The 19,425-nt window shown below is 71.0% G+C and carries 22 protein-coding genes; 10 read left to right on the top strand and 12 right to left on the bottom strand.

Features of this window, described 5'->3' with window-relative positions; all coding sequences use genetic code 11:
• Positions 1–255: 255 nt before the first annotated feature.
• The 6 genes from ITJ69_RS16915 (at position 256) to ITJ69_RS16940 (ending at position 5,328) form a co-directional block, all read left to right on the top strand.
• Positions 256–2,652 carry a phosphoketolase gene (locus tag ITJ69_RS16915; RefSeq protein ID WP_194673408.1) on the top strand — a complete coding sequence of 799 codons (2,397 nt, stop codon included), beginning with the start codon at positions 256–258 and terminating at the stop codon, positions 2,650–2,652.
• Positions 2,653–2,772: 120 nt separating this feature from the next.
• Complete coding sequence (locus ITJ69_RS16920) at positions 2,773–3,075, top strand: hypothetical protein (protein WP_131844797.1); 303 nt, start codon at positions 2,773–2,775, stop codon at positions 3,073–3,075.
• Entirely contained in the window at positions 3,056–3,271 is a 216-nt protein-coding gene (locus ITJ69_RS16925; RefSeq protein WP_159570810.1) for a hypothetical protein, read from the top strand. Before ITJ69_RS16920 ends, ITJ69_RS16925 begins: the two co-directional genes overlap by 20 nt.
• Before the next feature lie 33 nt (positions 3,272–3,304).
• Positions 3,305–3,988: a fumarylacetoacetate hydrolase family protein gene (locus ITJ69_RS16930; protein ID WP_194673409.1), complete on the top strand. Its 684-nt coding sequence runs from the start codon at positions 3,305–3,307 to the stop codon at positions 3,986–3,988.
• Between the two features lie 159 nt (positions 3,989–4,147).
• The gene (locus ITJ69_RS16935) at positions 4,148–5,140 is read left to right on the top strand and encodes a sugar phosphate isomerase/epimerase family protein (RefSeq protein WP_132099402.1); all 993 of its coding nucleotides are present in this window, start codon (positions 4,148–4,150) and stop codon (positions 5,138–5,140) included.
• An 11-nt stretch (positions 5,141–5,151) separates the two neighbouring features.
• On the top strand, positions 5,152–5,328 hold the full coding sequence (locus ITJ69_RS16940; protein ID WP_165901280.1) for a hypothetical protein: 177 nt from the start codon (positions 5,152–5,154) through the stop codon (positions 5,326–5,328).
• A 3-nt stretch (positions 5,329–5,331) separates the two neighbouring features.
• On the opposite strand, the gene ITJ69_RS16945 is transcribed toward ITJ69_RS16940, so the two are convergent.
• The 6 genes from ITJ69_RS16945 to ITJ69_RS16970 form a co-directional block, all read right to left on the bottom strand.
• On the bottom strand, positions 5,332–5,661 hold the full coding sequence (locus tag ITJ69_RS16945; protein WP_194673410.1) for a hypothetical protein: 330 nt from the start codon (positions 5,659–5,661) through the stop codon (positions 5,332–5,334).
• A complete protein-coding gene (locus tag ITJ69_RS16950; RefSeq protein ID WP_131922097.1) occupies positions 5,658–6,227 on the bottom strand; it encodes a hypothetical protein in 570 nt (189 codons plus the stop codon). The genes ITJ69_RS16945 and ITJ69_RS16950 overlap by 4 nt, the downstream gene beginning before the upstream one ends.
• Positions 6,224–6,838, bottom strand: coding sequence for an RNA polymerase sigma factor (locus tag ITJ69_RS16955; protein WP_235035797.1), 615 nt, complete (start codon positions 6,836–6,838; stop codon positions 6,224–6,226). The genes ITJ69_RS16950 and ITJ69_RS16955 overlap by 4 nt, the downstream gene beginning before the upstream one ends.
• Positions 6,839–6,991: 153 nt before the next feature.
• Positions 6,992–7,147: a hypothetical protein gene (locus ITJ69_RS16960; RefSeq protein WP_159570798.1), complete on the bottom strand. Its 156-nt coding sequence runs from the start codon at positions 7,145–7,147 to the stop codon at positions 6,992–6,994.
• 178 nt (positions 7,148–7,325) lie between these two features.
• Positions 7,326–9,842 (bottom strand): ATP-dependent DNA ligase, encoded by a 2,517-nt coding sequence (locus ITJ69_RS16965; protein ID WP_194673411.1) that lies wholly within the window; start codon positions 9,840–9,842, stop codon positions 7,326–7,328.
• On the bottom strand, positions 9,839–10,729 hold the full coding sequence (locus ITJ69_RS16970; RefSeq protein ID WP_123294896.1) for an SDR family oxidoreductase: 891 nt from the start codon (positions 10,727–10,729) through the stop codon (positions 9,839–9,841). Before ITJ69_RS16970 ends, ITJ69_RS16965 begins: the two co-directional genes overlap by 4 nt.
• A 106-nt stretch (positions 10,730–10,835) precedes the next feature.
• Here ITJ69_RS16970 and ITJ69_RS16975 point away from each other — a divergent pair, with 106 nt between their 5' ends.
• The 4 genes from ITJ69_RS16975 (at position 10,836) to ITJ69_RS16990 (ending at position 13,685) form a co-directional block, all read left to right on the top strand.
• Positions 10,836–11,855, top strand: coding sequence for a Ku protein (locus tag ITJ69_RS16975; protein WP_194673412.1), 1,020 nt, complete (start codon positions 10,836–10,838; stop codon positions 11,853–11,855).
• Between the two features lie 70 nt (positions 11,856–11,925).
• Positions 11,926–12,306: a hypothetical protein gene (locus ITJ69_RS16980; RefSeq protein WP_123937326.1), complete on the top strand. Its 381-nt coding sequence runs from the start codon at positions 11,926–11,928 to the stop codon at positions 12,304–12,306.
• A 236-nt stretch (positions 12,307–12,542) separates the two neighbouring features.
• A complete protein-coding gene (locus ITJ69_RS16985) occupies positions 12,543–13,025 on the top strand; it encodes a hypothetical protein (protein ID WP_194673413.1) in 483 nt (160 codons plus the stop codon).
• A gap of 48 nt (positions 13,026–13,073) precedes the next feature.
• Complete coding sequence (locus ITJ69_RS16990) at positions 13,074–13,685, top strand: antibiotic biosynthesis monooxygenase (RefSeq protein WP_123937324.1); 612 nt, start codon at positions 13,074–13,076, stop codon at positions 13,683–13,685.
• Here the strand turns inward: ITJ69_RS16990 and ITJ69_RS16995 are convergent.
• The 6 genes from ITJ69_RS16995 to ITJ69_RS17020 are packed head-to-tail and all read right to left on the bottom strand — an operon-like array spanning position 13,682 to position 19,301.
• Entirely contained in the window at positions 13,682–14,293 is a 612-nt protein-coding gene (locus tag ITJ69_RS16995; protein ID WP_194673414.1) for a TetR/AcrR family transcriptional regulator, read from the bottom strand. The genes ITJ69_RS16990 and ITJ69_RS16995 overlap by 4 nt on opposite strands.
• The gene (locus ITJ69_RS17000; RefSeq protein ID WP_194673415.1) at positions 14,290–15,000 is read right to left on the bottom strand and encodes a DUF998 domain-containing protein; all 711 of its coding nucleotides are present in this window, start codon (positions 14,998–15,000) and stop codon (positions 14,290–14,292) included. The genes ITJ69_RS16995 and ITJ69_RS17000 overlap by 4 nt, the downstream gene beginning before the upstream one ends.
• Positions 15,001–15,019: 19 nt before the next feature.
• Entirely contained in the window at positions 15,020–15,964 is a 945-nt protein-coding gene (locus ITJ69_RS17005) for a Ppx/GppA phosphatase family protein (RefSeq protein ID WP_194673416.1), read from the bottom strand.
• Positions 15,965–15,973: 9 nt separating this feature from the next.
• Positions 15,974–16,855 (bottom strand): ribokinase, encoded by an 882-nt coding sequence (locus tag ITJ69_RS17010; protein ID WP_194673417.1) that lies wholly within the window; start codon positions 16,853–16,855, stop codon positions 15,974–15,976.
• A complete protein-coding gene (locus ITJ69_RS17015) occupies positions 16,852–18,282 on the bottom strand; it encodes an MFS transporter (protein ID WP_123294886.1) in 1,431 nt (476 codons plus the stop codon). The genes ITJ69_RS17010 and ITJ69_RS17015 overlap by 4 nt, the downstream gene beginning before the upstream one ends.
• 5 nt (positions 18,283–18,287) lie before the next feature.
• Positions 18,288–19,301: a nucleoside hydrolase gene (locus ITJ69_RS17020; protein ID WP_134196181.1), complete on the bottom strand. Its 1,014-nt coding sequence runs from the start codon at positions 19,299–19,301 to the stop codon at positions 18,288–18,290.
• Positions 19,302–19,425 lie beyond the last annotated feature (124 nt).

Consider the following 19,425-nt stretch of genomic DNA (forward strand, 5'->3'; position numbering starts at 1 on the left):
GAGCACGAGGGCGCCGGTCGTGGCGAGGGTGATGGAGGTCTTCAGGCTCTTGCGCATGGTGATCGTTTCCTTTGCTGTGTGGGCACCCCGGCCGACGGCCGACGTATGCTCCTGTGCGTACGCTGAACAACGGCCATGTCTGACCGGAGAGCGCCCTGGGCTTTTGCCCTGTGCAACTCATTCGGTGCACCCCCGCGATCGGTTTGGAACGGGTTTCCTGAGGTTCACGGGGCCGGCATTTCGTAGCGTGGGGGCATGGCTCCTGCACAGCTCTCCACCACCGACCGACTCCGGGCGGTCGACGCCTGGTGGCGTGCCGCCAACTACCTGACGGTCGGGCAGATCTACCTGCTGGACAACCCGCTGTTGGGGCGGCCGATCGAGCCCGACGACATCAAGCCCCGGCTGCTCGGACACTGGGGCACCTCGCCCGCCCTCAACCTCGTGTACGCGCACTGCAACGCGCTGATCGCCGAGACCGGACGCGAGTTCCTGTACGTCTGCGGCCCGGGCCACGGCGGCCCGGCGATGAACGCGAACGCCTGGCTCGACGGCACGTGGGGCGAGCTGTACGCGGACGACGACCTGCAGCGCTTCTTCCGGCAGTTCTCGTTCCCCGGCGGGATCCCGTCGCACGCGGCACCGGAGACACCCGGGTCCATCAACGAGGGCGGCGAACTCGGCTACTCCCTCGCCCACGCGTACGGAGCGGCCCTGGACAACCCCGACCTGGTGGTCGCGTGCGTCGTCGGCGACGGCGAGGCGGAGACCGGCCCGCTCGCGGGGTCGTGGCAGGCACACACCTTCCTCGACCCGGTGTCCGACGGTGCCGTGCTCCCGATCCTCAACCTCAACGGGTGGAAGATCGCGAACCCCACCGTCCTCGCCCGCATCCCCGGTGAGGACCTGACCGCGTACTTCCGCGGCCTCGGGTACGACCCGATCGTGGTGGACTCGAAGCGGGTCGACGACGACCCGTACGCCGTGCACGCCCTGTTCGACGGTGCTCTGCGTCGAGCGCTCGCATCGATCGACGACATCCAGGCGGCAGCTCGGGCGCAGGCCGAACGTGCGGCTGCCGGGCAACCCGCCGGCGCCGCCGGCCTGCGCCCGCGCTGGCCGATGATCATCCTCCGCAGCCCGAAGGGGTGGACCGGGCCGAAGGAGGTCGACGGCCAGCAGGTCGAGGGGACGTTCCGCGCCCACCAGGTGCCGCTGTCCGAGGTCCGCGAGAACTCCGCACACCGCGCCCAGCTCGAGGAGTGGATGCGGTCCTACCGACCCGAGGAGCTCTTCGACGCGGACGGGAACCCCGTCGGGATCATGACGACGATCCGTCCCACCGGCGACGACCGGATGAGCGCCACTCCCCACGCCAACGGCGGGCGCATCCGGACGGCCCTCGACCGACCAGCGCTCGACGCGTACGGGGTCCCCGCCGGCTCGACGGCCTCGGCCACCGGCACGCTCGGCCCGTGGCTCGCAGCGCTGATCACGAAGAACCCGTCGTCGTTCCGGCTCTTCGGCCCGGACGAGACGATCTCGAACAAGCTCGACGCCGTCTTCGACGTCACCTCGCGCGTGTGGCGGGCACAACGCGCGGTCGGCGACGAACACCTCGCTGCCCGTGGACGCGTGACCGAGGTGCTGTCCGAGCACCTGCTGGAGGGCATGCTCGAGGGCTACGTCCTCTCCGGCCGGCACGGGCTCCTGAACACCTACGAGGCGTTCGCCCACATCATCGACTCGATGGTCGGGCAGTACGCCAAGTGGCTCGAGTCCTCGACCGACATCGACTGGCGTGCGCCCGTGTCGAACCTGTCGATCCTGCTGTCGTCGCACGTCTGGCGGCAGGACCACAACGGGTTCTCCCACCAGGACCCCGGGTTCCTCGACGTCGTCGCGTCCAAGCAGCAGGACCTGGTCCGGATCAAGCTGCCCGCCGACGCCAACACGCTGCTCGCCGTCGCGGCACACGCCTTCGAGACCACCGACCGCATCGAGGTGATCGTCGCCGGGAAGCACCCCGAGCCCGTCTTCCTGTCCCTCGAGGACGCCGTCGCCCACGCGGACGCAGGTCTCGGGGTCTGGGACTGGGCCGGTACCGAGCAGTCCGTCGGTCGCGTCGACGTCGTCCTCGCCTGCGCCGGGGACGTCCCCACGGTCGAGGCGGTCGCCGCCGCGGACATCATCCGGCAGCACGCTCCCGGGGTCGGCGTCCGGGTCGTCAACGTCGTCGACCTGCTCGCCCTCGGCGATCCCCGGAAGCACGAGCACCCGATCCCCGACGAGCGGTACGACGAGCTCTTCCTGCCCGGGACCCCGACGGTGTTCGCGTTCCACGGGTACCCGTCGCTCGTGCACCAGCTGACCTACCGCCGCAACGGCCACGACGACCTGCACGTGCACGGGTTCCTGGAGCAGGGCACGACGACGTCGCCGTTCGACATGCTCATGCGGAACGAGATGGACCGCTTCGCGCTGGCGCACGACGCCCTGACGCGGGTCGACGCGGGTGCACACGCCGAGTTGCTCGACCGGCTGTCCGTCGCACGGGACGCGGCCCGCGAGTACGCCTACTCACGGGGCGAGGACCACCCGTCCGTCGACGGGTGGGAGTTCTCGGGGTGGCCGCAGGACCCGTCTGTCTGATCCCTCCTGCACAGGCCGGGAGGCCCGGATCACCGTCCACAGGACCGGTCACGCCCGCCGCGTGGCCGGTCCTGTGGCGTCAGGGTGGTCCACATGGATGTCGCGTTGACGAGTGCGGTCGTGTCGGTGGTCGGGGCTCTCGTGGCCGTCGGCGCGTTGGTCGTGTCGGTCGTCGACGGGCGGGCCGGGCGGCGAAATACCGAGTTCTTGGGGCACCGGGATCTCTGGTGGCAGCGTTGGTCGTGGGTCGCCGACCGCGCGACCTCGGACGACGTGCGGCAGCGAGAGGCCGCTGCTGTCATGTCGGTCGCCCTGACGACCCGCGACTGGACGACCGCTGACGACCGCTGGGTCCGCCAGGCACTCGATGACCTGAAGACAGCGACGAACGAAGGGACGAACGATGATCTCGAAGCTCAGTGACCGGGACTTCAAGTACTGGCTGGACGGACGTGAGCTCACCACGCCAGCGCTGCTCGCCGATCCGCACTACGGCCCCCTGATGCGGGCGAAGGGCGCCGAGGAGGAGCTCCGCCAGGCACGGATCGAGTGGCGCGAACGGCAGGAGCGCGCCCGCGCGCGGAAGCTCAAGTACGAGGCGTCCTTCGGTGAGAGCTGAACCGACGCCCTGCGAGCCTGCCACGCTGAGACCGTGACCGACCTCGTCATCCCGGCCCCGAGCCTCCCGACCGTCCCCACGACCACGGGCGCACGCTTCCCCGTCCGACGCGTCTTCTGCGTCGGTCGGAACTACGCGGCGCACGCACGCGAGATGGGTCACGACCCAGATCGCGAGCCGCCGTTCTTCTTCACCAAGCCGGCGGACGTCGTCGTCGTCGACGACGCGGACACCCCGTACCCGCCGCAGACGGCGCAGCTCGAGCACGAGGTCGAACTGGTCGTCGCGATCGGCACCGGCGGCGCGGACATCAGCGTCGACGACGCGCTCACCCACGTCTGGGGCTACGCGGTGGGCATCGACCTCACCCGACGCGATCTCCAGGCCGAGGCCAAGCGTCTCGGTCGGCCCTGGGACACGGCGAAGGGGTTCGACGCCTCGGCACCGATCGGCGCGATCGTCCCGGCGCAGGGCATCGACCCGACGGCTGGTGCGATCGAGCTCGTCGTCGACGGCGAACGACGGCAGGTCGGTGACCTGGCCGAGCAGATCTGGTCCGTGGCGGAGACGATCGCGGCGCTGTCGCGATCGGTGACGCTCGCCCCAGGGGACCTGCTCATGACGGGGACGCCCGAGGGGGTCGGGGTCCTGCAACGCGGACAACTCGTCGTCGGCACGATCGCCGGCATCGGCACGGTCCGCACCCGCATCGTCTGACCGGCGTTTCCGCAGTGTGACGCGCCGCTGGGAGGGCTCGCAGACACGCCGGGTATCCCTGGTGCGACGCCAGGTGGGGATCGCGGCGTCGCACACACGGGGCAGGACCATCGCGACGGGCGTCTGCAGCTGCTCCGGGATGACGGAGGTACGGCCGTGATGGAACACGATCTGCTGGCGACGTCGTGGACGTGGGCGGGCGACGAGCCCATCAGAGATCGCGTCCACGCGGTCGGTGCCGCCGGGTTCGCCGGGCTCTCGTTGTCGCTCGACGACCTGCACGAGGTGCGTGCGACGACGGGCTTCGCCGAACTCCGCCGCATGCTCGACGGTGCGGGGATCGTCTGGGTCCAGTTGGGGCCGCTCGACCGCTGGTGGACGTGCACGAGCCGGACCGACGACGACGCCGCCGACCGCGGGGTGGTCCTCGAGGCCGCCGCGGCGCTCCGCGCCTGGCAGGTGATCGCTCGTGCCGACACGACGTTGCCCGGCGCTTCACCGATCACGATGGCCGACGACTGGACCGTGCTGGCCGACCAGGCCGCGGCCGTCGGCGCGCAGCTCGTCCTCGAACCCGAGCCGTGGTCGAACCTGCCGACGATCGAACGGGCCTCGCGGTTCGTCGCGGCGGCGGGTCACCCGAACGGCGGGCTGCTGCTCGACGCGATGCACACCCTGCGGGGCGGGTCCACGTTGGCGTCGATCCGCCAGGCGGTCGCGCCCGCGACGCTCGCGGCGGTCGAACTGAGCGACGGGCTCCTGCACACCCCGGCCGGCATGACCCTGTCCGAAGAGGCCCGCGAGGCACGGTACCTGCCCGGAGCGGGCGCGTGGGACCTGCCGGGGCTCGTGCGCACCGTCCGGGAGCTCGGTTTCGACGAGCCGTGGGGCGTCGAGGTCCGGACCCCCGGCCACCGAGCGATGCCGATCGGCGACGCCCTGCGGACGGCCGCGGCGGCGACGCGGGCCGTGCTCGACGCGGCCGACGCGTACGGCGCACCGGCCGCGCCGGCGATGCCCTCGTCACCGGCTCCGACCTCGGCGGTCGACTTCGAGCCGCCCCACCCCCGGACCGATCCGCGGGGCAGGACACACTGGGGGTCGCACCGCCCGGCCGGACGCCGGGACGCCGACACAGGCACGCCCGCGTAGCCTCCTGGAGCATGAGCGACCAGACTGCACACGACGACGACCTCCTCCGCCGCTCGCAGGAGTCCATCGACGAGGCCAAGGCCGCTGCGGCCGAGGTGTCCGAACCCGGCGAGGACGAGCTCGTCGACGAGGACCTCCCCGTCGCGGACGACGCCGAGCCGTCGGACGGACCGGCACCGGCCGCCTGACGCTTAGTCGATCTCGACGACGCGGACCGTGACGTCGGAGGGCGATGCCCCGAGGGAGTGGCGCGCTGCGGTCACGACGGCGTCACGCACGGCCCGGACGACCGTGATCGTCGGCACGGCCCGGTCGGTCGTGACGACCACGCGGATCCGCGCCCCGTCCGGGCGGTCCTGCACGAGCACGGCCCCACCGTCCCGCGGGATCTCGAGCACGGAGCGGACGTCGCGGACGAGCGTGGCGAGCCCGGGTCCGGGCGGCAGGACCGACCGGACGCCCGGCACCGCGAGGACGACGGAGGTGAGTTCGCGGGAGAGCACCCGGACGTCCGCGGTCACGGTGCGCCCCCGACCACGACGTCGGCGACGCGGACGACGACACTGCGGATCCGGAACGGTGCGTGCGCGCCGAGCACCGACGTGATGTGCGCCCGGAGCGCCTCGGCACGGTCCGACACCGATGCCTCGAGCGTGGCCACGATGGTGACGTCGACGTCCACGGCGCCGCCGGGGACTCCGACGTCCCCGCTGAACCGGGTCCGCCGGACGACGACACCGGGCACGTCGTCACCGAGGGTGCGGACGAGTCCGCGCAGAGCCCCCTCGGTCACGACCAGGTGCGCGGCCGGGTCGTCGTCGGGGACCGGGATGTCCCGTCCGGCGTGGGCGGTCGTCCGGATGGACGCGAGCACCGAGCTGATCCAGCGCTCGTCGCCGTCCGCCGATGCCTCGGTGTCGAGCAGGTCCCGTGATGCCACCCGCAGGGCCTGCAGCCGCTCGAGTGCGGCGACGGCTTCGGGATCACCCTCGATGTCCGCCCGGACAGGCGTTCGGTCGGCGTCGAGGTAGTCGGAGAGTTCGTCCAGCGTGAAGGCACCGTGACGGTCGTCGACGTCGTCGGTCATCGCCACCCCTCCATCTGTTCGAGCACGTGTCGCCGCGCACGTGCGAGCAGCCCACGGACGGTCGGCGCGGGCAACCCGGTCGCCTCGGCGATCTCGGCGTAGGGCGCCCCACCCACCTCGCGCATCACCCAGACGGCGCGCTGTGCATCCGGGAGTGCCTGCACGATACGCGCGAGTTCCCGCACCTGCATCCGGGTGGCGACCACCTCGTCGACGGGTCGTTCGTCCGGGGCGTCGACCATCGCTTCGAGGTCGGCGTGCGGGTGCCGCCCGCGGAGCCGGTCGAGGGCCTTGTTGGCCGCGATCCGGAAGAGCCAGTTGCGCACCCGCTCCGGGTCCTCGACCCGGTCGATGCGCTGCCAGGCCTGCAGTGCGGCTTCCTGGACGGCGTCGTCGGCCTCGCCGTCGCCGTACCCGAGGATCCGAGCCGCGTAGGCCCGCATGTGCGGTCCGTACCGACGGATCAGCACCCCGAACGCGGCCGTGTCGCCGTCGGCGCTGCGCTCGACGAGCGAGGCGTCGGACAACGCCGCGAGGGCTTCGTCGCTGGACAGGAGCAGCTCCTCTTCGCGGATCTCGGATTCTCGTGTGACGAATCGGGTGTTCGTCACGTCCTTAGTACGTGCCTACCAGGTACGCCTCCGCGCGCCTGGTGCGAGCGCGCCGTGGCCGGCCATCCCTGAAGGGTCGGTCACGGTGCTTCGACGGCGGCCCGTGCGCTCCCTGATCCGGTGCACGGGCCGTCTTCTCCCCCGCCCCGGCGGCTACTCGTCGGTCTCGTCGGCGAGGAAGTCCGCGTAGGTCGCTTCGGTGTCGGTCACCACGGCCCCCGGATCGACCGGGATCCGTGCGGCACGATCCCCGTTGATCGCGACGCGTTCCTCGGCCGTGTACGGCGGCAGGTACTTGCTCGAGCTCATCCCCAGGCCCTTTCGTCCCGGCGAACGTAACAGTCGGCGGCGGACCGGCGGCCGGACATGTGGAAACGTCCCCCGCCCGGGCGCCGGACGGGGGACGGAATTTCGCCACGGGCGGACCCCATGCGCACGCATCAGCGCGTTCGCGAGCCGGCACATGGCGGCCGGTCCGGCGAGCAGGTCAGTGTTCGCGCACCACGTCCTCGGGGTCCTTGTCCGGACGCCAGCCCCGCCAGGACGGCTGCCGCAGGCGTCCGTCACCGGTCCACTCGGCGAACTCGACCTCGCCCACCCGCTTCGGCGTCACCCAGTGCGCGTCCCGTGCGTCGATCCGGGGCACGTCGACGAACGGCGAGGTCTTCCGGTCGAGCGGTCGCAGCGCTGCGGCGATCTCGTCGAGGTCGCGGTCACGGAACCCGGTGCCGACCTTGCCGACGTACTCGAGACCGTCCGGACCGGGCACGCCGAGCAACAACGAGCCGATCCCGCCCGCTCGACGACCACTGCCAGGCTTCCACCCACCGACCACGACTTCCTGCGTGGCGTGGTGCTTCAGCTTCAGCCAGGCCTCGGACCGCCTGCCCTCGGCGTACTTCGAGCTGCGCTTCTTCGCGACGACCCCTTCGAGGCCCTGCTCCTGCGACGACGCCATCACGCCGTCGAGGTCACCCTGCGAGGCTGGCGGCACGTCGATCGCCCCGCCGGGCTCGACGACCGTCTCGAGCGCTTGCCGCCGGGCGTCGTACGCCAGGCGGGTGAGTTCGTGCCCGTCGGCCTCGAGCACGTCGAAGACCAGGAACCGCACGGGGGTCGTCTGCTGCGCCGCCCGCACCTCGCGCGCCTTCGTCAGGCCCATCCGGTTCTGCAGGAGCTGGAAGCTCGGGCGCCCCCGGTCGTCGAACGCGACGATCTCGCCGTCGAAGACGCCGTCGACCCCGGCACGGTCGCCGAGTTCCTGGAGTTCCGGGTACTGCTCCGTCAGGTCGTTGTCGTTCCGGCTCCGCAGCGTGACCGAGCCGTCCCGGACGGTGGCGAGCGCACGGACGCCGTCCCACTTCATCTCGAACGCCCAGTCGGCCGGGTCCAGCCGGGGTGCGTCCTTCGCCAGGGTGGCCTGCATGGTCCGTCGGTCCCCTGGAGCGGTGTCCGCGGGGCTGGCTCCGCTGATGCGCCGCTGTCCGTCTCGGTGCGCGGCAGAGGGACGGGAGGCCCGCCCCGCGTCCGTCGCGCCGCCGGCGTCCGCCAGCCGGTCGGGTTGCTCCTTCGTGCGGTGGATGAGCCAGTTCTTCTCGTCGCCCGCCCCGCCCCGGCCGCGGGTGTGCAGGAGCGCCAGTCGGCGAGCGCCGCCGGTCCGACCGTGCAGGGTGACGATGACCTCTTCGCCCTCGCGCCACTTCTCGAGCTCGTAGGTGCCGTCGTCCCAGAGCGTGACCGTGCCGCCGCCGTACTCGTCCTTCGGGATCGTGCCCTCGAACGCGCCGTACTCGAGCGGGTGATCCTCGGTCTGCACGGCCAGGTGGTTCTTGCCCGGGTCGGTCGGTTCGCCCTTGGGCAATGCCCAGCTCACCAGCACACCGTCGTGCTCCAGCCGGAAGTCGTAGTGGTCGCGGGTGGCGTGGTGCTCTTGGATCACGAACGTCGGGGTGCCGTCCTTCCGGACCGTGGGGGCTCCTTCGGGCACCGGCTCCGGCGTCTTCGAGGCGTCGCGCTTCGCGCGGTAGGCGGTGAGCCGGTCGCGAGCCGGCTGCTCGGCCTCGTTCGCACGCTCGGTCCGGTCGCTGTCCCAGTGACCGTGGTCGTCGCGCCCGACGGCAAGCGAGGCGGAGGCGACCGGGTGCAGGTGGTCCCCGTGCGCCTGCAGGCGTTCGAGGACCTCGTCCAACGTGAGCTGCGCGAGCCCGCGTTCCTCGAGTTCCTTCCAGGTGCGGGGTGCTGCGACCGTCGGCCGCTCGCGGCCGCGCAGCGAGTACGGCGCGATCGTCGTCTTGTTGCCGTTGTTCTGCGACCAGTCGACGAACACCTTGCCCGTCCGCTCGGCCCGGCTCATCGACGACAGCACCAGGTCGGGCAGGTCGTGCTCGAGCGCCTTCGCGAGTTCGTGCGCGACGTCGGAGACGTTCGCCGTGGTCGACCGGCCGTCGAGGGCGGCGTAGAGGTGGATCCCCTTCGAACCGGAGGTCACCGGGTACGGGTCGAGCCCCATGCCGTGCAGGATCTCGCGTGCCGCGACCGCCACCTCGACGCACTCGGGCAGGCCGACGCCCTCGCCGGGGTCCAGGTCGAGCACGAGCCGGTCCGGGTTCTGCTGCCCACCGCGCGGGCCGAACCGCCACTGCGGCACGTGCAGTTCCAGCGCGGCCTGCTGCGCCATCCACACGAGGGTCGGCAGGTCGTCGACGATCGGGTACTCGTTGTCGTGCTCGGAGTGGTGGATGGTGTGGTGGCGGACCCAGTCGGGCGCGGAGTCCGGCAGGTTCTTCTCGAAGAAGACCTTGCCGTCGACGCCGTTCGCCCACCGCTTCCGGGTCACTGGACGGTCCTTGACGTGCGGGATCGTCCACGGCGCCACACGCTCGTAGTACTCGATCACCCGCCCCTTGGTCGTGCCGGTCTCGGGGTAGAGCACCTTGTCCGTGTTCGTCAGCGCCAGTCGCCGATCGCCGACCAGGACGACGGTCTTGCGGGCCGCCGGACTCACAGCGCCACCCCGGTCGCTCCCGCCACCGTCAGGGTCGTGCCCGAGGTGTACGACGACTCCGGCCCCGCCAGGTACACGTAGGCGCTGCCGAGCTCGACGGGCTGCGCCGGCCGGCCGAAGGGGGTGTCCTGGCCGTACCGTGCGATCTCGTCGCCCGGGTAGCTGATCGGCTGCAGTGGCGTCCACACGGGCCCGGGCACCACGGTGTTCGCTCTGATGCCCTTCGCCGCGAGCTGCCGCGCGAGGCCGTTGGTGTAGGTGGTGATCGCGGCCTTCGTCGCCGCGTAGTCGATCATGCGGTCCTGCGGCTGGTACGCGGACACCGAACTCGTCGTCACGATCGCGCTGCCCGGCGCCATGTGCGGCACGGCAGCCCGGACCAGCCAGAACAGCGAGTACAGGTTGACCTTCATCGTGCGGTCGAAGTCCTCGGTCGACTGCTCGGTGACGTCCTCGTGCACCAGCTGGTGTCCGGCGACCAGGACGAGGGCGTCCAGCCCGCCGAGGTCGCGCACCGCCGTCCGGACGAGTTCGTCGCAGAAGCCCTCGTCCGTCAGGTCACCGGGCAGCATCACGGCGTTGCGACCGAGGTCGGCGATGACGTCACGGACCTCGGTCAGGTCGTCGATCTCCTCGGGCAGGGAGTTCAGTGCGACGTCTGCCCCTTCCTTCGCCATCGCGATCGCCGCGGCTCGGCCGATGCCGGAGTCGGCACCCGTGACGAGCACGCGGTACCCCCGCATGCGCCCCGTGCCGAGGTAGGAGACCTCGCCGTGGTCGGGCGGCGGGTCCATCGCACTGGCCAGCCCGGACCCCTGCTGCGTCTGCGCGGGGAACGGCGGTCTGGCGAACTGCGAGCGCGGGTCCTGCTTGTCGAGCTGGCTCATGCGCCCATCGTGCTCGCGTCGACCGGTCGACGGTCCAGCGAACCCGGATCTGTGGAGAACCCGTCGGCTGCGGGCACTCCCGTGCGGACACGGGCATCATGTGCGCATGAGGTCGATCTGGAAGGGTTCCATCGCGTTCGGGCTCGTCAACGTGCCCATCAAGGTGTACGCGGCCACCGAGACCCACGACGTGTCCCTGCACCAGGTCCACGACGAGGACAAGGGCCGCATCCGCTACAAGCGCGTCTGCGAGTTCGGACACGAGGTCGAGTACGCCGACATCCAGCGTGCCTACGACGACGGCGACAAGACCGTGGTGCTGACCGCGGACGACTTCAAGCAGCTCCCCGAGGAGCAGTCGCACGAGGTCGAGGTGCTCGAGTTCGTCCCCGTCGATCAGGTCGACCCGATGATGTTCGAGAAGACGTACTACCTCGAGCCGGACTCGCGCTCGCCGAAGGCCTACGTGCTGCTGCGCGAGACCCTGGCGAAGACCGACCGGCTCGCGATCGTGCAGTTCACGCTGCGCCAGAAGACCCGGCTCGGCGTGCTGCGCGTCCACGACGACGTCATCCTGCTGCAGGGGCTGCTGTGGGGCGACGAGGTCCGAGCCGCCGACTTCACGGCGCTGGACTCGTCGGTGAAGGTCAGCGCGAACGAGCTGAAGATGTCCTCGTCGCTCGTCGAGAGCATGTCGACGGACTTCGATCCCGACCGCTACACCGACTCCTACCAAGAGGAACTGCAGCAGCTCATCGACGCCAAGCTCGACGCCGGTGACGACATCGACACCGAGAAGACGTTCGGCGCGAAGGACGACGAGGACGACGAGGGCGAGGGCGGTGACGTCCTCGACCTGATGGCCGCCCTGCGTGCGTCCGTGGACAAGAAGCGGACAGGAGGCTCGGGGTCGCGTTCGGCGTCCAGCTCGCGTTCGTCGTCGGGTTCCGACTCGAGCGCGTCCGGCTCGACGAAGAAGGCGCCGGCCGCGAAGGCGCCTGCAAAGAAGACTGCGCCCGCCAAGGCCACCGAGAAGGCCCCCGCGAAGAAGACCCCCGCAAAGAAGGCACCCGCGAAGAAACCCGTGGCCAAGAAGGCCCCCGCCGAGAAGAAGCAGGCGAGCTAGGCCTCTTCACTGCGGCGCAGTTTGGTGTGATCCGGGGTGTGATCCGGGGTGTGAGTGGTAAGTTGCAAGCATGCGCACCACAGAGCTCCAGGCATTCGAACGCTCGATCCGCGCTGACCTCCCGGAGATCGTGGGGGACCTCCGCTCGGTTCTCGGCTCCAAGCTGGTCGCGTACATCGCGGGGGTGAACGAGACCCGAGCGGTGCAGCAATGGTCCGAAGCCGGGGGCCGACGGCCATCAAGCGTCGTCGAGCAGCGGCTGAAGCTCACGTTCCGCGTGGCCGAGTTCATCGCCGGGGTCGACGGAGAACGCGTTGCCCAAGCCTGGTTCCAGGGACTCAATCCGCGACTCGACGACGCTTCCCCGGCGCGGACCCTGCGCGAGGGCGACCTGGACGAAGTCGGCCCGAGGGTCTTGGACGCGGCCCGAGCGTTCGTGGCGAACGGCTGATGAAGCTCGAGGGCGACCTCGTCGCCTGCCGCCCCGACGGACCGGTGTGGCGCGTCGGTCGGAAGCCGACGCCGTGGGGTTGGTCCGATTGGAAGTGGGCAGACGGGGGAGTGTTCCCTGGCCGATGGGATTCGCCGAACGGAACCTACCGGACGAGTTACGCGGGTTCCTCGCCGTTCGCGTCCCTCGTCGAGGTACTCGCACAGTTCCGCCCGGACCCTCAGGTCATCGACGCAATGGCGGAGATCATCGAAGACGAAGTCGATGCGCTCTACCCGACGGGCCAAGCCGGTGTCGTACCGTCGACGTGGTTCCGAGAGCGGCTCCTCGCCCGCGCGGCGCTTTCCGGAGTGTTCTGCGACGTCGGCGCAGCTGCGACCGTGGCACAGCTCCGTCCGGAGTTCCTCGAGTCCGCGCAGCGGCTGGGGCTCGCGGACTTCGACGTCTCCGCCGTCCAGCAGGCGACGCACCGGGCGCTGACGCAACGAGTTGGTCTGGCGATCTACTCACTCACCGACGAGGCGATGAACCCGGTGTTCGACGGAGTGCGGTTCCTTTCCCGGCACGGGTCCGACCTCGAGCTCTGGACGGTGTTCGAGCGATCGGACGACGGGGACCGGAGCCGGTTGCTCCACGACGTCACAGCGGAACCGCTCCGAACGCACGATCCTGCAGTGATCGCGGCGATGCAGCTCCACGGCCTGTCAGCAGAGGACTGACCTCCTCGACGACACGAGCCGGTAACACGCGTCCGCGACACTGGACCCATGACTCCACAAGAGCCAGGGAGCCTGCAGTCGTCACCCGAGACCGCCGGCCCGCCCGTCACCGTGTCCATCACCCGCCTGGTCGAACCCGATCGCATCCCCGAGGTCACCCACTGGGTGCAGTCCGGCGTGAACCTCGCCAACCGGTACCCGGGGTTCCTCGGCTCCGGGTGGGTGCGGTCCCGGGCGCAGTCCCGCGAGTGGCACATGCTCTACCGCTTCGCCGACCACGATTCCCTGGCCACGTGGGAGAACTCCGACGACCGGCTGCGCTGGCTCGACCTCGGTCGCGACCTGGTCGTGGAGTCCCGCGTCGAGAAGCGCACGGGCATCGAGGGCTGGTTCGACGTCCCGCAGGACGCCCCTGCATCGAGCGCTCCCCCGCGGTGGAAGCAGGCGGTGAGCATCTGGCTCGGCTTCTTCCCGGTGAACCTGGCGTTCACGATCGTCGTCGGGCTGCTCGTGCCGTCGTTCGCGGGACTCGCAGCGCTGCCGCGGGTGCTCATCACGACGCTCGTGCTCACACCGATCATGACGTTCTGGGTGCTGCCCTTCGTGACGAAGCTGATCCGTCCGTGGCTGCTGGCTCCACCGAGGTCCGAGCGGCCCTAGTCGACGACCCCGAGCGGCACGAACCCGTCGTGGCCGAGGGCGTCCCACCCGACCTGCAGCATGTGCGGCCGGGCCTCGGCGGCGGAGGCCTCGGTCTCGTACGTCAGCGCGAGCATCACGATCGCACCGAACGCCCCGGAGACCCGCGCCCGCCGGTCCAGCGGGGTGGCCGTGGCGTCGGCCATGTCGATGCCGAACACGTCGAGGAGCGTCGCGGCGACCGGTTCGAGCCGGACGCCGACGTCGTCCCCGCGCCGCAGGGTGAACGCCGCGAGGGCGAGTTCCGCCCACCCCGGCCGGGCGAGTGCGAGGTCGGCGATCCCCGCGAGCGCCGCGGCGTCGCGGGACTCCCCCGCGGGGGCGTCGGAGGCAGCTGCCCGGATCGCCTCGGTCTGCACGGCGCACTGCGCGAGCGCGGCCTCGACGAGCAGCTCCTTGCTCGTGAACCGGGCGAGGATGCCCGCCTTCGAGTAGCCGGCCTGGTCGGCGACGGCCTGCACGGCGGTGTCCTTGATGCCGCGGCGGGCGATGAGTCCGGCGGTGATGTCCAGGACGTCCCCGTTGATCTCCTCGGCAGAGGGCCGAGCACGGCGCGCGGGGCGGGTCATGCGCGGACCGCCGAGGCTCGTGCCGCCCGACGGCGCCGGGTCCCCGCGACCAGCAGGGTGATCCCGGTCATGAGCTCCCACGCGACGATCGTGTACACGGACGCACGCTCCCACACACCGTCGGGGAGCACATCGATCACCGTCGACGACGAGTCCACGACGAGCATCACGAGGGAGACGAGGCCGACGATCCCGAGCACGACGCTCGCGATCCGGTAGGCCGCCGGCGCCCGCAGCGCCCGGGACCCGATGCCGGCGGTGATCGCCACGAGGTTGCCGGTCGTGATCGCTGCCGCCGCGCCGAGCACGTGGAACACGATGGTGCCGCCGTCGGTGCTCGTCTGGCTGCCGTGGAACGAGCCGACCAGGACCATCCCGACCAGGTGGACCACGGCGAGGACCGCGGTCGCCACCCGCGCACGGCGGGACGCGGCACGGAACACCACGACGGCGAGCACCGCTGCGATCCCGAACAGGACGCCTTGCCCGATGAACGTCGTGTTCATGAGCGCGTGCAGCGGTGAGTCGATCCCCCGCCCCTGGAACGCGCCGACGTCGGGGACCCCGAGGTCGGAGATGTAGTTCGTCGCGTAGCTGTAGCCGGGGAACGCCGACGCCGAGACGGCTTCGCCGACGAGCCATCCGACCCCCGCGACCGTCCAGAGTGCGCCGGGGACGAGCGCACGGAGTGTGTCCGTTTTGGTCATGTACTGACCATAACGGTCACTACTGGGAGTTGCCCAGCACCGACAGCTGGTCAAGCCGCTCGAGGATCACGCCCTCGCGGAGCGCCCACGGGCAGATCTCCAGCGCCGGCAGGTCGAAGATGTCGAGGCAGGCCTCGGCCACGAGCGCACCCGGCACCACCTGGTGCGCCCGGCTCGCCGACACCCCGGGCAGCGTCGCGAGTTCGTCGACCGACATCGTCAGCAGCGCGGGCAGCTTCGACCGGAGCACGTCGCCGTCGAGCGCCCGCGGCACGAGCGGACCGGCACCCGAGGGCGCCGCCCCGCAGATCCGCGCGATCGACCGGAAGGTCTTCGAGGTCGCCACGGCACGGTCCGGCCGACCGGCGCGGAGCAACTTGCCGGCGTCGCGGGCGATCTCCACGCGGATCTCGTGCCGGATGCGGCGGACGTCGTCCTCGGTCGGGGTGCCGGCTGCGAAGTAGGACCGGGCCAGGCGGGCGGCACCGATCGGCATCGACCACGCGACGTCCGGGGCCTCGTCGGCGCCCCCGGCGATCTCGAGCGAGCCGCCGCCGATGTCGAACACCGCGAGCCGTCCGGCGGACCACCCGAACCACCGCCGGACCGCCAGGAACGTCAGTCGCGCCTCGTCCCCACCGGACAGGACGGCCAGTTCGACCCCGGTCGAGGCCTCGACGTGGGCGAGCACCTCGTCGGAGTTCACCGCGTCGCGCACGGCCGAGGTCGCGAAGGCGAGCATGTCCTCGCAGCCGCGTTCCTCGGCAACGCGCACGGCGTCCGCGACGAACCGCGTCAGCGCGTCGACGCCCTCGGGCGTCACCGCCCCTGCGTCGTCGAGGTGCTCGGCCAGCCGCAGCGGCTGCTTGAACGAGGACGCCGGCAGCGGCGCGGCGCCGCCGTGGGCGTCCACCACGAGCAGGTGGCCGGTGTTGGACCCGATGTCGAGGACTCCCACGCGCATGCCACAACGCTAGCTGCCTGGAGGCCCGTCCTCCGCCCGCAGGAACGCCTCGAGTTCCGCCGTGGTCGGGTACGAGGCCTGTGCGCCCGCCTTGGTCGCGGCGTACGCCCCGACCCCCACCGCGAACCGTGCGGCGTCGACGAGGGAGTCCCCCGCCGCCAGCCGCAGGGCCACCGAACCCATGAAGGCGTCGCCGCAGCCCGTCGTGTCCACCGGCTCGACCCGGACGGCGTCGATCGACACCGGGTCCGCCTCACCGTCGTGCACGACGCAGCCCGAGCCGCCGCGGGTGACGATCGAGCGCGCGACACCGTGCTCGCCGAGCGACTCGGCCTCGTGCTCGTTGACGAGCAGGACGTCGGTCAGCTCGAGCAACTCGGCGGGGACATCGCCGAAGGGCGACAGGTTCGTCAACACCGTGACCCCGGCGGCGTGCGCTGCCCGGGCTGCGGCGAGGACGACGTCGATCGAGACCTCGAGGCAGAGGCCGAGCACGCCGGCGTCGTCGAAGGCGTCGGCGGGCACGTCGTCCGGCGTCAGCGTGCCGTTGGCGCCGGCGGAGATCACGATGGTGTTCTCCCCCGCGGCGTCGACCGTGATGACGGCGGTGCCGGTGGCCACGCCCTCCCGGACGGCGACGTGCGTCGTGTCCGCACCCGCAGCCGCGACGGAGTCGCGGAGCAGCGCACCGTTCCCGTCGTCGCCGACCGCACCGATCATGCGGACCGTGCCCCCGAGCCTCCCGGCAGCCACCGCCTGGTTGGCGGACTTGCCACCCGGCAGGATCGCCAGGTCGGACCCGTGCAGGGTCTCACCGGGCTTCGGGAACCGCTCGGTCCGGACCACCAGGTCCGCGTTGAGCGATCCGACGATCACGATGGTCTGGGTCAACGGACGGTCTCCTTCTGCGGCGCGACGGACGTGGTCTCGGCGCTCTCCGGGCGGGGGATGAGGAACGAGATCGCGAGTGCGGCGGTCGTGATCACGGCACCGAGCAGCATGCCACCCGAGTACCCGGCGGTGCCCGCGGACCCGCCGACCCCGAGCGCGATCTGCAGCGCCGGCAGGACGGCGAAGCTGACCCCGGCACCGAGGTTGAACGCACCGGCGTTCAGACCGGGCAGGAAGCCGGGGTTCGACTCCGGCGAGAGCACGATGCCCAGGCCGTTCAAGATGATGTTCGCGATGCCGGCGTACGTGATGCCGATCAGGACGGTCGCGGTGACCAGGACCGGCAGCGAGTGCACGCCCACGAGCGCCATCAGGACCGTCGAGACGATGCTGCCGATGAGGCCGAAGCGGAGCACGGCGCGGTAGCCGATGGTCGGCGCGAGGCGTCCGGCGAACGGACCGACGATCCAGCCGACCAGCGCGTAGGGGGTGAGGAACACCAGCGAGGCGAGGTCGGGTTCCATGCCGAAGCCGGCGTCGCCGTTCTGCGCGAGCGACGTGACGAGACCGTTGACGACCGCGAAGACGCCCGTCATGGTCAGGAACGTCGTCGCGAGGAGCGCCCACGTGGCACGGCGCTTGAGGAACCGGGTCTCGACGAGCGGCTCCTTCACGCGGGACTCGACCGCCCAGAAGACCGCGAAGGCGGCGAGCGCGACGACGACACCGCCGATCACCAGTGCCGGGTTGGCGGCACCGAGCTTGCCGGCCTCGTTGAACGCGGTGAGCAGTGCGCCGACGCTCACCACCAGGGGGACGACACCGATCCAGTCCATCCGGGTACCGGCGGACGGCTTCGACTCCACACCCCACACGGCGACGAGCGCCAGCGCGATGACGGTGACGACGGCGATGACCCAGAAGATCCCGCGGAACCCGAAGTTCGTGGCGATCCAGCCACCGGCCAGGGCATCGACGCCGGCGATGCCGCCGTTCACGGCGGTGAGCAGACCGAGCGCGGCGCCGTAGCGCTTCGGGTCGGCGATCTCGTTGCGCAGGACGAGCAGGCAGATCGGGACGACCGGACCGGTCACACCCTGGATGATCCGGCCGGCGAACAGCATCGGCACGTTCACGGCGAGTGCGGCGACGATGCTGCCGACGAGCATCACGGCGAGCATGCCGATCAGGACGCGCTTACGGCCGACGATGTCGGACAGGCGCGGCAGGAACAGCGAGAACAGCGCCGCGAGCGTGAAGTACAGGGTCTGCGAGAGACCGATCGTGGCGTCGTCGGTCTTGAGCTCGCGCGCCATCGTGACCAGCGCGGGGCTGAGCATGCTCGCGTTGAGCTGGAACGCGATGCACGCTGCGAGGAGCGCCGCGGTGAGGGCGCCGATCGACTTCTTCGTCGATGTGGTGGTCATGGTGTTCAGATCTCCGGGGTCGTGGTGGTGGTCGTGGCGGCGCGCGGGGTCCAGCCGGTGTCAGGGGTCTCGCCGATGCGCTCGAGGGCGTCGACGACCAGGTCCCAGAACCGTTCGTGGTCGAGCTCCATGGCCGCGCTCGTCCGGCAGTCCTCCGGCGCGGGCGCACGGAAGTCGGCGACGGTCATGCCCAGCGTCAGGGTGCCCTGGGTCTCGATGTGGATCGGGACCTTCACGGCGCGGACGATGGTCGGGTCGATGACGTACGCGACGGCGCAGGGGTCGTGCACCGGCGGGGAGTCGAAGCCCTGCGCGTCCTTGTAGGTCTGGCCGAAGAAGTCGAGCAGCTCGCCGACGAACGCGGCGGGGGCGGTGCCGACGGCGGCGATGCGTGCGGCGACCTCGGGGGTGGCGAGGGCCTGGTGCGTCAGGTCGAGTCCGACCATGACGACGTCCCAGCCGGCGTCGAAGACGATCGACGCGGCCTCGGGGTCGATGACGATGTTGAACTCGGCGACGGGGCTCCAGTTGCCGACGTGCACGCCGCCGCCCATGAGCACGACCTGCTTGACGCGCTCGACGATGCGGGGTTCCTTGCGGGCCGCGAGGGCGATGTTCGTCAGGCCGCCGGTCGGCACCAGCGTGACGGTGCCGGGCTCGTGCGCCATGACCGTCTCGATGATCAGGTCGACGGCGTGCCGCTGGTCGAGCTCGAACGAGGGCTCGGGCAGCATCGGCCCGTCGAGGCCGCTCTCGCCGTGGATGTCCGGTGCGACCTCGATCTGGCGCAGCAGCGGACGGTCGGCACCCGCGGCGAACGGCACCCCGGTGATGCCGGCGATGCGCGCGACGGCGAGGGCGTTGCGGGTGACCTTCGGCAGCGTCTGGTTGCCGACGACGGTGGTGACGGCCAGGAGCTCGATGTCCGGGTTGCCGTGGGCCAGCAGGATGGCGACGGCGTCGTCGTGGCCGGGGTCGCAGTCGAGGATGATCTTCGCGGGCTGGGTCGCACTGGGCACGCTGGGCGCTCCACTTCTTCGGGGAATCGAGGGGTCTGTGCTCGACGCGGTGGGGATCCGCGGTCCGACAGAGCGTCGTCACGCAGCGCGTCAAGCGTTTGACATCGAAACACGTCAAGCGTTT

The organism is Curtobacterium sp. VKM Ac-2887, assembly GCF_015350935.1.
In the GTDB taxonomy this organism is placed as follows: domain Bacteria; phylum Actinomycetota; class Actinomycetes; order Actinomycetales; family Microbacteriaceae; genus Curtobacterium.

What these genes read in the sequence shown, in the direction of transcription:
- ITJ69_RS16990 (WP_123937324.1), top strand. Translation starts at nt 13,074, where the DNA reads ATGACTCCACAAGAGCCAGGGAGCCTGCAGTCGTCACCCGAGACCGCC.
- ITJ69_RS16985 (WP_194673413.1), top strand. Translation starts at nt 12,543, where the DNA reads ATGGCGGAGATCATCGAAGACGAAGTCGATGCGCTCTACCCGACGGGC.
- ITJ69_RS16935 (WP_132099402.1), top strand. Translation starts at nt 4,148, where the DNA reads ATGGAACACGATCTGCTGGCGACGTCGTGGACGTGGGCGGGCGACGAG.
- ITJ69_RS17005 (WP_194673416.1), bottom strand. Translation starts at nt 15,964, where the DNA reads ATGCGCGTGGGAGTCCTCGACATCGGGTCCAACACCGGCCACCTGCTC.
- ITJ69_RS16915 (WP_194673408.1), top strand. Translation starts at nt 256, where the DNA reads ATGGCTCCTGCACAGCTCTCCACCACCGACCGACTCCGGGCGGTCGAC.
- ITJ69_RS16995 (WP_194673414.1), bottom strand. Translation starts at nt 14,293, where the DNA reads ATGACCCGCCCCGCGCGCCGTGCTCGGCCCTCTGCCGAGGAGATCAAC.
- ITJ69_RS16940 (WP_165901280.1), top strand. Translation starts at nt 5,152, where the DNA reads ATGAGCGACCAGACTGCACACGACGACGACCTCCTCCGCCGCTCGCAG.
- ITJ69_RS16980 (WP_123937326.1), top strand. Translation starts at nt 11,926, where the DNA reads ATGCGCACCACAGAGCTCCAGGCATTCGAACGCTCGATCCGCGCTGAC.
- ITJ69_RS16960 (WP_159570798.1), bottom strand. Translation starts at nt 7,147, where the DNA reads ATGAGCTCGAGCAAGTACCTGCCGCCGTACACGGCCGAGGAACGCGTC.
- ITJ69_RS17015 (WP_123294886.1), bottom strand. Translation starts at nt 18,282, where the DNA reads ATGACCACCACATCGACGAAGAAGTCGATCGGCGCCCTCACCGCGGCG.
- ITJ69_RS16925 (WP_159570810.1), top strand. Translation starts at nt 3,056, where the DNA reads ATGATCTCGAAGCTCAGTGACCGGGACTTCAAGTACTGGCTGGACGGA.
- ITJ69_RS16975 (WP_194673412.1), top strand. Translation starts at nt 10,836, where the DNA reads ATGAGGTCGATCTGGAAGGGTTCCATCGCGTTCGGGCTCGTCAACGTG.
- ITJ69_RS16970 (WP_123294896.1), bottom strand. Translation starts at nt 10,729, where the DNA reads ATGAGCCAGCTCGACAAGCAGGACCCGCGCTCGCAGTTCGCCAGACCG.
- ITJ69_RS16950 (WP_131922097.1), bottom strand. Translation starts at nt 6,227, where the DNA reads ATGACCGACGACGTCGACGACCGTCACGGTGCCTTCACGCTGGACGAA.
- ITJ69_RS17000 (WP_194673415.1), bottom strand. Translation starts at nt 15,000, where the DNA reads ATGACCAAAACGGACACACTCCGTGCGCTCGTCCCCGGCGCACTCTGG.